An 11,915-nucleotide genomic window follows, 5' to 3' on the forward strand; every position below is an offset into this window, starting at 1 on the left:
TTTGAAGATTAAAAATCCCGCTTTGAGCGGGATTTTTTGTTTCAACCTATATCTCCAGCTTTTCCAGGTCGCGGTCGGCCGGTCCTGTCAATACTTTACCGTCAATATCAAAACGGGCTCCGTGACATGGACAATCCCAGCTTTTTTCTGCCGCGTTCCAGTCAACTATACATTTTGCATGCGTACAAACAGGATTCAAACAGTGCAGGGTACCAGTATCGTCGCGGTAAGCAGCTATCTTCTCACCGTCTAACTCAACAACCTTTCCGCTTCCATTGCGAATACGCTTCAACGAGTCTGTGTCTTTAATTTTAAACCTGTCTGTAATAAAGTGAAGCGCCACATCTGCGTTTTCTTTGATGAAATCTGTAATACCTGCAATAGGCTTGATTCTGCCCGGGCTGAAAATTTCCTGGTATTTGCTTTCGCCAATAACAATTAAGTCGCTTATGATCCTGGCAGCAATGCTGCCCAGCATCATACCATTTCCATTATAGCCGGTGGCACAGTACACTCCTTCGGGCGCTTCAGACATTTCGCCGATGTACGGCAACCCATCCGCGGGAATGTAATATTGTGATGACCATTTATATTTTACCGATGACACGTTGTAGTAATTACGTGTATATTTTTCAAGATCGGCAAATGCTTTTTCCGGGTCATCATGCCCCGTCTTGTGGTCATTACCACCTACCAGCAGCAATTGCTCGCCATCAATCTCGTGTGTACGAAAATAATGATAGGGTTCTTGCAGATCATAAATAAGCGCATCAGGGTAAGTTCTGCTCTTCAGTTTAACAGCCAATACATAACTGCGGTATGGTGCGCATCTAAAGCTGTATGATGTGATCTTTGGCGGAATGTGCGTGGCGTAAACTACTTTCGCTGCCTTAAATTCTACTTCGCCGGCCTTTACAACTAAGCCATTGTCAGATTTTTCAAGACCATCAACCATGGTCCCGTTCAGCAAGACACCGCCCGCTTTTTGAAAAGCGTTGAGCAGCCCGTCCAAATACTTTACAGGATGAAATTGTGCCTGCCCGGGAATTAGCAAAGCTTTTTGATAGGGCACCGGTGTAGGTACTTTGTCAATGTAACCGGCGTCTACACCAACATCATTCATACCGTTGAAAACATCTTCGAGCTGTTTCGCCTGGTCGTCATCTTCAGCATACAAATAGCCTGTTTTCTCGGCATAGTCACATTCAATACTGTATTTGTCTATCAGGTTTTTGATGAGGTCGTAACCTTCATTTACCGCCTCAGCAAAAAGCTTTGCCCCATCATTGCCAAACGCGTCTGCTGCCTCTTTATATGTGGTATCTGCAAAAGTATTGATGTGCGCACTTGTACCACCGGTTGTACCAAAGCCGGGCTGGTAGGCATCAACAATAAGTACTTTTTTCCCGCTTTCTTGTAATAACAATGCTGTCGTGGTGCCTGTTATCCCGCCGCCGATAACGATTACGTCAAATACCTGGCTTTGTATATTTAAGGCGTGCTCCTTTATTTGTAATGGCGTCAAATCCCACGGACTGGTTTGTTGCCCGTCGTGCGGAGTCACTTGTTCTTCCTTTAAGTTTTTCATGGTTGGTTTATTTATAAAACTGTGCTGCCTCCAGATCTTCTAAAAGCTTCTCATTCAACTGCAGACGGGTGTCCTGAAACCCATGAGCGTTAACCCAAACGTTAACGTTGAGTAGGTAGCCATCAGGTTGTATTTCGCCTACACCAATGCGGCGTTCGGGCGTGGCCAATACGTTTTCACATTTGTCGATCGCCTTATTCACCACATCACGTACTTGAGCTAACGGAATGTCTTTCCCAAACTTTAATTGGATGTCTAATCTGCGGCTTCCCTCACGACTTATATTGATGATCACCTCGTTCGACAGCTTGCTGTTTGGCACTATCACATCCCGGTTATCAAAAGTCTTAACAAGCGTATAAAATAGTTGAATGGATGTAACTGTTCCCTCCAGCCCCTGGGTTATGATATTGTCGCCGACGATGAAAGGCTTTAACAGGAGTATCAATAATCCGCTCGCAAAGTTTTGCAGCGTACCTGATAAAGCAAGGCCTACAGCCACACCAAAGGTTCCGACCAACGTCGCGAAAAGCGTCATCTGTATGCCAACTATCTGCATAACAGCTAATACCAGGATGAGCCGTAATGCAACACCAAAAACGTCAAGCAAAAAGGGTTTTATAGTTGGGTCGACATTTTTACGGTGCATTTTATTATGCGACCAGTTTAAAAGCATCCGTATCAACCACAAACCTGCAAATAATACCAGGATGCCAACGATAAGCCTTGGGCCGTAGTGCAATACCCAGTCGTAAGCGTTATCATAAAATTTGGCGAGATTAAATTCCTGCTTCATCTTCTCTTTGTATCGTACTAATAATTAATTCTGCGGCTGCAACAATTGTTCGTTGGATGACTTCTTCACATGTTCCCGAAAAGACATGTCTAAACGCGATAGGCTGACCTTTGAAAAGACCATTTAAAAAAATACTGCCTACCGGTTTTTCGGGAGTCTCGCTGCCGCCGGGTGTTGTAAGGCCGGTAACGGCCAAATAAATATCTGCCTCTATAATTTTGGATAAGCCCACTGCCATTTGCCTGGTCACCTCCTCAGACTCGGGCGTAAATTTGTCTACCAAAGATTTCGGTACCCCAAGAATAGTTTCTTTTAAAAGCGCGTCGTAACACACTATTGCCCCTTTAAGCACCTTGCCCGACTCCGGCGCCAGGGCAAATTCAGAGCATAGCCAACCTGCTGTAGCACTTTCGGCAAATGCTATAGTAAGTTCCTTTTCTGCAAGCAGTTTGCTGCATGTTAATATACGGGTGTTGGCCATGTTATAGAAAAGCTAAGGCCGAAAGGCCTTAGCTTTAATGATCTGTCTATTCAGTTTCAGAAGCTGCAGCTTCGTTTACATAATTTTCTGCAACCTGGGTAAGCAGGCTGTCGGCATTTTTCTCTTCGGCTAAAGTTTCGTCCAACAAGCTTTGAGCTTCGGCGTAGCCTAAAGTGCCGGCCAGTGTGCGTAAAGTACCGTAAGACGCGATTTCATAATGCTCGCATTTTTGCGCCGCAGATATAATAGCTACATCGCGCACCTCTGTGCCTTTGTCTGTATCTTCTAACAGTTCGGTCGCCTCTTTTAGCAAACCTTCCATGGCCAGGCATTTTTTAGCGGCTGCTTTTTCGCCAATAGACTCAAAAACACTTTCAAGCCTTGTCACCTGGTTTTTTGTTTCCTCAAGGTGAGTAGAGATGGTTTGCTTTAAATCTTCTGATGTTGCGCCTTTGATCAGCTTAGGCAGTGCTGAAGCCAGGTGCTTCTCTGCCCAATAGATATCCTTCAACTCATCGACAAATAATTCTTTTAAAGCGCTTTCCGCTTCTTCTGAACGGCTTGCAGCTGCTGCGGCCGTTTTCTTCGTTGTTTTTGTAGGCATGATTTTAAAATTTGATGTTTATAGTAGTGTTTGTTTTGTTGCTATTATTGATAAACCAGCTTGTTGGCTTCTTCTGCGCCGAGGCGGGCGATAACCTCGAAATTCTTGCCAGCCTGATCGTTATAGTTTTTAAAAAAGTGTTCTACCTGATTTAAAATATTTTCGGACAGTTGGTTGATGTCCAAAATCTCTGAGAAAAGCTGCGACACCATCGGAATGCCAATAAAGCGGTCGTTGCGCATTGTCTTGCCGTCGCGCTCTGTTTGGATGGCTTGCAGCGCACCTATAACGCGTACTTCAATAATACATCCCGGAAAAGTGGCGAGTTCTGATACCACGATCACGTCTAACGGATCGCCATCCTGCCCTTTCGTATTGGGTATCATCCCAAAATCGAATGGAAAAACAAGTCCGGCAGGCAGCACCTTACTTAAACGAAAAGTGTGGCTTTCAGGCTCAAAGTCCAGCTTGAAGTTGCTCCCTTTGGGACATTCAATCATCACATTAACTGTCTTATTCATAAAGCCCCCTTTCATAGCCAGCTTTAAATTCGGCGTAATAGTCTTTCATAGTCAGCGCGTAATTTCTGGCGTAGTCAAGCACTGCTTCCTGCCATGACTCATCTGCACCAAATGCCATCAGGTCATCAATGGTACCTGATCCCTGCATACCGCCACAACGCAATTGTGCTGATGCTGTAAGCGCCGCCATATCATCTATCACCTGGTACATGTCGCGATAATTATCCAGCAGTTTAAATTTTATGGTGTCCTTTACAGGTTGTAATTCCTGGATGATATATGAATCGCCACGAAAAGTTGTTGTGCTGAGTAATGATGCGGGCGTGCTTTGCATGCGTTGCTGTATATTTATCACCCTTTCTGCCTCTGTTGGCCAAGCCAGTTGCTGAGTAGTAAGATAAGGCTGCACGGATGAACTTCTACTCTGCTTCATATCCAGCAGCAAGTAATGGTTTTTTGTATTGGTGCTTTTAAGCAAGAACAGGTATCGTTTTAAGCCAACGCTGCCCGTACCAGCCAGTCTGAAAACACAACCGATAACTTTGTAATTATAAGGCCCGTCGCTGCTGGTTTGTATCCACTCATTGATGTGTTCCTTCAATTCGGCGCGCAGTTCCTTGTCCAGTTTAAAATGACGTTCATCTCTGAGCGATAACATTATGCGCTGCTTTTTACTTACTGTGCGCTTTTTTAATAAGTGCTTATAACTGGTTTTTTCTGCCGATTCTAGAAAATCGCATACTATCCCTTTCGCCGTGCGCGGTTCAATGCTGATGGCTTTGCCCCTGGCCAATGTTGCCGAATAACTTTTAAGATATAGTTGCGCCATATTCGAAGCTTTTTCGGGCTCGAACTTCAACTGGTCAAATGCGATGAAAATGCTTGTAACCATACGCACCACTTCATAACCGCATGGCGCTAACACGGCCTCGTCAAAATCGTTCAGGTCGAAATAAACCAATTTGTTATCGCCTTTATAACTGCCAAAGTTCTCTATGTGCAAATCGCCACATATCCAGCTTAGCGGCGATAGCGGCAAGGGTTGTACGTTGCTCAGATCTTCATAAAAAAGATGGCATGTCCCCCTAAAAAATCTAAAGGCGTCATCGGTCATTGCCTTATATTTTGACTGCACCATGTCGGGCAATAGCCCTGCATTGAAAGATCTTATGCGTTCCTGCAATGCGTTCATGATTCAGTTCCTCCGTATGTACTACGGCTACAGCTACAGCAACTAGTGTATTTCATATGTATATTTAAATGCAGCCATCGCACCGACTAAAACCTTATCAGCTACTATCATTTAAGAAATTGGCTCGGCACGAACATATCCGGTAGGATAAAAGAGTTTCAGGGTCTAAAAGTCAGTGTAGTTTTTAACCATTTCTTACAAAAAAGGTTTCGCCTTGTCGTTTTAAATAATTTAATTAATTAAAAAACAGATTGAACAACTTTAGGTTGTATGTAATGTGTGGCTTTCAAAACGTCGAGCGTCACATACAAACCAAATAATCTTCATCAGATGAAATCATATCGCAAAGCGGCATTTACAGCAATCGTAGCGTCAATAATGTGTGTTACCGCTTGCAGCCCGAATGACAATCAGAAAAGCATTGGCAATAGCAAGGACACATCAAGCGTTACTGGCGCGGGGACCGAAGCAATAAGGGATACCGCCACCATTACGCAAGACAGAAAGGATTCTACCAAAGGCAAGAATTATAACCACGGGAACGCTGATCCATCCGGCAGGGTAAAAAATCAATAACCCAGCAGGAACAGCAAGCCATCAGTTTGTATGAAGACTGCATCAGATATGATACCGCCACAAGAAGACGGCAGAGCTACCGACTTTACAGCGCAGAAAACATTTGCTGATATAAGCGAAGCGCATGATTTTTACAAAAAATCGGTCGCCCGGTTATTCAACGTTAACGAGTGGCATAATTATGCGGGCCCGGGCTCTTCAAAGTTTCAGTTATTTAATAATCAGGGTGATCCAACGGGTGGATATGTTGTTGAAGGCGCCCTAATAGCTATTGACTTGCCTATACCGGGCTCAAATGCAGGTGACGGGCTAGAATGGGTAATGGTAGAGCAAATAGACACCCTGGAGTCTCCCCAAGGCGATGAGGAATTTGTAACGATTACCGTGAGGCCGATCCCCGAGCCGCATAATACAGATGCACAAATTGCACATTTTTACAAAGAAGTTTCTACGAGTACGTTTATTGTAAAGCGTATTGGCTGTACGGTAACGGCAGGTGTACATGGCCGTAACGAAATGCCAAATAATAACGGTGTGGGTATGCATGACAAGATTCGTAACACAATTGTTGCCTTAAGCGCACGCATTGGCTTAGCCGGGCCCCAATGGAAAAAGTTGGTTAACGGCCTTATCGGAGACATTTAAGAGTCACACCACTCCTAATTGTTGTGCCAATTTAAAGTTTGTGCAAATGCAATTGAATTAAATTTCCGTTATTGCCTAATGTATGAACATGACTGTTGACCCTCATTCCCCCTCAGGTGATGAGCGGCACGCCCTGCTTTCCTCCATTGTATCTTCATCTGACGATGCTATCGTTAGTAAAACCCTTGCCGGTATCATAACAAGCTGGAACCCAGCTGCACAAAAGCTATTTGGTCACACAGAAGAGGAAGCCATTGGCCGCCATATTTCTCTGATCATTCCCAAGGACCGTATGCATGAAGAGGAGTTTATCATCTCAAAAGTGTCGAGCGGCCAAAAGGTTGACCATTTTGAAACGATCCGCGTCAATAAGTCAGGCGAACAAATACACATTTCGGTAACGGTGTCTCCAATTTTTGATAGCAACGGTAAGATTATCGGTGCGTCTAAAATTGCCCGCGATATTTCTATACGCAAACAATTGGAAGCAGAGCTTGAAAAGATTCACAAGCAATTACAGAAAGAATTAGAGGTAAGCAAACAGCTACAGCGACAGAAAGACGATTTTATTGGTATGGTTAGCCACGAGTTGAAAACGCCATTAACGTCAATCAACGCGCTTATTCAGGTAGCCAACAAAAAGCTGCAGAATAGTGAAGACCCTTTTTTGGCGCAAGCTATGGGCAAGGCCGCCGTGCAAGTAAGAAAGATGTCGGCCATGATAAACGGCTTTTTAAACGTTTCGAGGCTAGAGGTTGGCAAGATTATATTGGAGAAATCCGCATTTGATATTCGCGGACTAATAGCGGATATTATTGATGAAATTAAACTTACAGCCACAAGCCATGAGATCATCTTTGCCGGTGGCGAACCTTGCAAGGTAGTGGCCGACGAAGAAAAGATAGGCTCTGTAATTACCAATCTGGTAAACAACGCTGTTAAGTATTCCCCTAAGGCCCACAATGTAGAAGTAAATTGCACAGAAGAAGGCAGCAATGTAATTGTGAGTGTTAAAGATCAAGGCATAGGCATTCCCGCAGAGGATGTTAATCATGTATTCGACAGATATTACCGCGTAGAGAATACGGATACCAAAAACATCTCGGGCTTTGGTATTGGTTTATATCTCAGCGCGGAAATTATCCGAGAGCACGGCGGCAAAATTTGGGTTGAAAGCGTAAAGGGCCAGGGTTCTACTTTCTATTTTTCTCTTCCTTTAGAATGAATTTCCCATTTCACTTACAATAATTTTAGAGTTGACAATTTTTAATCGTAATATTGCGATGAAATATGGGGAGTACTAAAAAGGAACTTTTTACGGTTAAGCAAAACGAAATCGCAGGTTTGGCGAAAGCCATCGCACATCCAGCCCGGATAGCAATTCTGCAACATCTTGTTAAAATTAATGCTTGTGTTTGCGGTGATCTTACAGAAGAATTAGGCCTCGCCCAGGCAACGGTGTCCCAACATTTAAAAGAATTGAAAGCAGTTGGCCTCATCCAAGGCACAGTTGACGGGACCAGCGTTTGTTATTGCATTGAACCACGCATGTGGAACAAGTTAAGACAAACGTTTTCTGATTTTTTTGTGATTTTGAATACTGTTAAAAACTGCTGTTAAAAAAATTTAATCTATTAATCGTAATATTACAATAATAACATGAACGTAAAGCAACTCAAGCGACACCTGGCAGAAGTATGTGTAGTGAACTTTAAATTACCCGATGGCACATATCTGCCAAAGCACTTTCATGTGACCGAAGTTGGATTGATTGATAAACATTTTGTCGACTGTGGTGGTGTGCAGCGCAAAGAGCAGAAAGCAAACTTTCAACTTTGGGAAGATGGTGACTATGACCATCGTCTTGCGCCACAAAAATTCCTTCACATTCTTGACCTGTCTAACAAAATTTTAGGCAGCGATGAACTTGACATCGAAGTGGAATATCAACAAAATACGATTGGAAAGTTTGATCTTGGTTTTGACGGGCACGACTTCTTACTGATACCAAAATACACAGCTTGTTTGGCGAAAGAAAGTTGTGGTGTTCCGCAAAAGACAAATGTTGTGATGTCTAACCTCTTGTCAACGTCAAATTGCCAACCCGGTGGGGGCTGTTGTTAAGATTACGATGAAAATACTGACATCTTACTTAACCAGGCATAAACGCTTTGCACTCATATTAACAGCAATTATTGTTCTGAACATTGTTTATGGCTTCGATGCGCGATTTACTATAATCAATCTTCTGTGGATAGCCATCAGCGTCATTAAAATAGACAGTATATGACCAAAATACTTTTTGTTTGTATAGAGAATAGTAACCGCAGCCAAATGGCGCAAGCGTTTGCCAAGATACTAGGCAATGGCAAGGTGGAGGCATTTAGCGCCGGGTCAAACCCCAGCGGAAAGATCAATCCAAAGGCAATTTCTGCGATGAAAGAGTTTGGGTACGACCTTACAACGCATAGCAGCAAAAATCTTGATGACGTAAGCAGTGAAGCGCCGTTTGATTACGTCGTAACTATGGGCTGTGGTGACGCTTGCCCATGGATGCCGGCTAAACACTTTATAGATTGGCAAATACCGGATCCACGAGATATGAATGCTGAAGAATTTAATATGGTGCGGGATCAAATAAAAGTCTTAGTGTCAGAATTAATATCTCAATTGATTACAATACGGTTGCTAAACCGAAATGATTGGCCATCGGTAAAAGAAATTTATCTTAAAGGCATGGCGACAGATAACGCCACTTTTCAAACAGAAGCGCCATCGTGGGAAGACTGGGACAGCTCACATCTTAATTTTGGACGGTTGGCTGCTGAGATTGATGGAACGGTTGTGGCATGGGCCGCGCTGTCTCCGGTATCGTCGAGGTGCGTTTATGCCGGGGTGGCTGAAGTAAGCGTGTATGTTGACCCAGCTTTTGCAGCCATAGGCATTGGTAGTGCTATCCTTTCTCAATTGATCACGGCATCCGAGTCGAACGGGATTTGGACATTACAGTCCGGCATCTTTCCTGAAAACACAGGGAGTATCAGGATTCATGAAAAGAACGGTTTCCGGTTCGTTGGCCGACGGGAAAAGATCGGCAAGATGAATGGCATTTGGAGGGACACATTGTTATTTGAAAGGCGTAGTAAGGCTATATAAAATCTTCACGTTTGATAATAGACCGCGAAATGTTTCTTGTTCGCTTCGCTCACTGCGAAGAGAATAGTCCGAACCCTCTTACCGGGTCCCCAAATCAGTCATTCACCAAAACATAGAAGCCACCCAAAGGTGGCTTCTATGTTTTGCGGAGGGAGAGGGATTCGAACCCTCGATACGCTTTTGACGTATACACACTTTCCAGGCGTGCTCTTTCGACCACTCAGACATCTCTCCGTATAAACAGGATCGCAAAAATAATAATTATCAACGGTTTGTGTACTAAACGCCCATGTCTTCCGTTTGTTAATACGCTTAAGCATTCAACCTTAGTGCGTTATACCGAAACTTTCTCAGCAATTCTTTCGTATCCCTATTTATAAACTATATTCATTAGATGAAAAAACTATTGTTCATGTTGACCGGTGTGGTACTTTTTGCAAGCTGCAAAAAAGATAAAACCGTTACCGACGCCAGCACTGCCCCTACCACAGGTTCTACTTTAGACCTTATCCGCGATTCTGTTTACCTGTACACCAAAGAAGATTATTACTGGAATGACGCCATCCCGGACTACGCAACTTTTAATCCGCGTGGTATTACGGGTTCATCAGATCTGGCTGCTTTACAGAACGAAGTCAATCGCTTATCGCAATACAAGATCAATCCGCTAACAAGCCAGCCTTATGAATATGTGGCCAGCAGTCCCGGTTCGGCAAAATATTCTTTCATCGATCAGGGAGGTGTCTCAACCTCGTTAAGTGGTGTATCCGGCGATTTTGGTTTCGGTATTTTTTATAACACCACTACAGACCTGCGTATCAAATATGTGAATGCCGGTTCGCCCGCTGATGCTGCCGGTATAAAACGCGGTTATCAGATCACTTCGATAAATAATAGTACCAACATTTCTTATGACGGTGGCACCAACCTTAATTTTGTAGTAAACGCCTATTCAAACAGCAATGCTATTACCATGACTTTGGCCCGCCCGGATGGTACAACTTTTACAGCCAACCTTAATACCGCCACATATACGCACAACCCGGTACAACTGGCTAAGGTCCTGGATCAGGGCAACGGCAAAAAAGTCGGCTACCTGGTCTTCAATAGCTTTGTGTCGCCAACTGTTGCACAGCCGGCGCTGGATGCCGCGTTCGCAGCGTTTAAATCAGCAGGCATTACAGACCTGGTTGTAGACCTGCGTTATAACGGCGGCGGTTACGTAAGTACTGCTGAATATCTTGATAACCTTATCGCGCCGGCATCCGCATCCGGCAAGGTAATGTATGCTGCTTATTACAACAGTACACTGGCTGCCGGTAAAGAAGTGTTATTAAGAAACCAGACACGTAAAGATGCTTCGAGCGGGCAGACATATAATTACGCGCAGATCGATTTCTCGGTCGCGGGTAACACTGTAAAGTTTGGCACCACCCACAACCTTTCGCTCACTAATGTTTACTTCATCGTAACTGGCGCAACGGCATCTGCAAGCGAATTGACCATCAACAACTTACGTCCGTACTTAAACGTGCAATTGATCGGGAACACCAGCTATGGTAAACCGGTTGGCTTCTTTGATATCGACATTAACAAATATCAATTGTATGTGCCGGAGTTTGAAACAAAAAACGCGAACGGAATAGGCGGATACTATACCGGAATGAAACCGGGCAGTACAGATTATCCGGGCTATTATGGTGCCGACGACCTGACCAAAGATTTTGGTGATCCAACCGAAAAACTGCTTGCAAATGCATTGTCTTACATTAACCAGGGCAGATATTTAAGCAACTCTGTTTCTACACAGAGCATTGGCACCAATGGCTTAAATGTAGACCAGCAAAATGTCGCAGGTCACGCGTTGGATGGTAACAAGTTTAATGGCATGATAATTAAGGATTTTAGGCATAAATAATCAACAGCCTAAATGCTTTTAATAAAAAAACCCTGCCGAATCGGCAGGGTTTTTCGTTTTGTAACAACGTATTAATAATGCCTGTAATTATGCTTTTTGCGATAGATGGCGCGGCTTATCCGGTTTTCTTTTCGCTGCAAATGCGCACGTTCCGCAGGTGATACATAACCGTTTGATTTAGCAATCATCTTCTGGCGCTGCAAACTATTTTCCCGGCGTGCAAGGTTACGTGCTTCTGCATGAGTAAGTTGTCCGCTACGTTCCCCTTGGCGTATACGGGCCTTTTGATAAGATTCTCTGCCATTGATGACCGGTGTACGGGTCTGAGCTTCTGCTGCCGTGCTCACTGCGAACATTGCCACAAGTAAGCCTCCAATTAATTTAGTTTTCATAATTATCGATGTTTGTAATAGATAGACAAACATAGAGGTGCAAGGT

Annotated in this window: 14 protein-coding genes and 1 tRNA gene; 7 read left to right on the forward strand and 8 right to left on the reverse strand. The window is 43.9% G+C overall.

The window, feature by feature from the left end:
• Positions 1-46: 46 nt before the first annotated feature.
• Genes GO620_RS13315 through GO620_RS13340 form a run of 6 tightly spaced genes read right to left on the reverse strand, consistent with a single transcriptional unit; the run spans position 47 to position 5,182 of the window.
• On the reverse strand, positions 47-1,588 hold the full coding sequence (locus GO620_RS13315) for an FAD-dependent oxidoreductase (protein WP_157526894.1): 1,542 nt from the start codon (positions 1,586-1,588) through the stop codon (positions 47-49).
• Between the two features lie 7 nt (positions 1,589-1,595).
• Entirely contained in the window at positions 1,596-2,384 is a 789-nt protein-coding gene (locus GO620_RS13320) for a mechanosensitive ion channel family protein (protein ID WP_157526893.1), read from the reverse strand.
• A complete protein-coding gene (locus GO620_RS13325) occupies positions 2,368-2,865 on the reverse strand; it encodes a CinA family protein (RefSeq protein ID WP_157526892.1) in 498 nt (165 codons plus the stop codon). The genes GO620_RS13320 and GO620_RS13325 overlap by 17 nt, the downstream gene beginning before the upstream one ends.
• A 46-nt stretch (positions 2,866-2,911) precedes the next feature.
• On the reverse strand, positions 2,912-3,469 hold the full coding sequence (locus GO620_RS13330) for a YciE/YciF ferroxidase family protein (RefSeq protein ID WP_157526891.1): 558 nt from the start codon (positions 3,467-3,469) through the stop codon (positions 2,912-2,914).
• Between the two features lie 44 nt (positions 3,470-3,513).
• The gene (locus tag GO620_RS13335; RefSeq protein WP_198173623.1) at positions 3,514-3,990 is read right to left on the reverse strand and encodes an inorganic diphosphatase; all 477 of its coding nucleotides are present in this window, start codon (positions 3,988-3,990) and stop codon (positions 3,514-3,516) included.
• Entirely contained in the window at positions 3,983-5,182 is a 1,200-nt protein-coding gene (locus GO620_RS13340) for a DUF2252 domain-containing protein (protein ID WP_157526889.1), read from the reverse strand. Before GO620_RS13340 ends, GO620_RS13335 begins: the two co-directional genes overlap by 8 nt.
• Before the next feature lie 330 nt (positions 5,183-5,512).
• Here GO620_RS13340 and GO620_RS13345 point away from each other — a divergent pair, with 330 nt between their 5' ends.
• The 6 genes from GO620_RS13345 to GO620_RS13370 all read left to right on the forward strand — a co-directional run bounded on the left by GO620_RS13345 (position 5,513) and on the right by GO620_RS13370 (position 9,559).
• The gene (locus GO620_RS13345) at positions 5,513-5,758 is read left to right on the forward strand and encodes a hypothetical protein (RefSeq protein WP_157526888.1); all 246 of its coding nucleotides are present in this window, start codon (positions 5,513-5,515) and stop codon (positions 5,756-5,758) included.
• A gap of 30 nt (positions 5,759-5,788) precedes the next feature.
• Positions 5,789-6,403: a hypothetical protein gene (locus GO620_RS13350; protein ID WP_157526887.1), complete on the forward strand. Its 615-nt coding sequence runs from the start codon at positions 5,789-5,791 to the stop codon at positions 6,401-6,403.
• 88 nt (positions 6,404-6,491) lie between these two features.
• The gene (locus GO620_RS13355) at positions 6,492-7,628 is read left to right on the forward strand and encodes a sensor histidine kinase (protein ID WP_198173622.1); all 1,137 of its coding nucleotides are present in this window, start codon (positions 6,492-6,494) and stop codon (positions 7,626-7,628) included.
• Positions 7,629-7,693: 65 nt separating this feature from the next.
• A complete protein-coding gene (locus GO620_RS13360; RefSeq protein ID WP_157526885.1) occupies positions 7,694-8,023 on the forward strand; it encodes an ArsR/SmtB family transcription factor in 330 nt (109 codons plus the stop codon).
• 39 nt (positions 8,024-8,062) lie between these two features.
• The gene (locus GO620_RS13365; RefSeq protein ID WP_157526884.1) at positions 8,063-8,527 is read left to right on the forward strand and encodes a DUF6428 family protein; all 465 of its coding nucleotides are present in this window, start codon (positions 8,063-8,065) and stop codon (positions 8,525-8,527) included.
• A 162-nt stretch (positions 8,528-8,689) separates the two neighbouring features.
• A complete protein-coding gene (locus GO620_RS13370) occupies positions 8,690-9,559 on the forward strand; it encodes a GNAT family N-acetyltransferase (protein ID WP_157526883.1) in 870 nt (289 codons plus the stop codon).
• A gap of 146 nt (positions 9,560-9,705) precedes the next feature.
• Here GO620_RS13370 and GO620_RS13375 read toward each other — a convergent pair.
• A tRNA-Ser gene (locus GO620_RS13375) sits at positions 9,706-9,793 on the reverse strand.
• 160 nt (positions 9,794-9,953) lie between these two features.
• Between GO620_RS13375 and GO620_RS13380 the strand changes: the two genes are divergently transcribed.
• Positions 9,954-11,477 carry a S41 family peptidase gene (locus GO620_RS13380; protein WP_157526882.1) on the forward strand — a complete coding sequence of 508 codons (1,524 nt, stop codon included), beginning with the start codon at positions 9,954-9,956 and terminating at the stop codon, positions 11,475-11,477.
• A gap of 71 nt (positions 11,478-11,548) precedes the next feature.
• On the opposite strand, the gene GO620_RS13385 is transcribed toward GO620_RS13380, so the two are convergent.
• Positions 11,549-11,869: a hypothetical protein gene (locus GO620_RS13385; protein ID WP_157526881.1), complete on the reverse strand. Its 321-nt coding sequence runs from the start codon at positions 11,867-11,869 to the stop codon at positions 11,549-11,551.
• Between the last annotated feature and the right edge of the window lie 46 nt (positions 11,870-11,915).

This window comes from Mucilaginibacter ginkgonis, from assembly GCF_009754905.2.
Lineage (GTDB): Bacteria > Bacteroidota > Bacteroidia > Sphingobacteriales > Sphingobacteriaceae > Mucilaginibacter > Mucilaginibacter ginkgonis.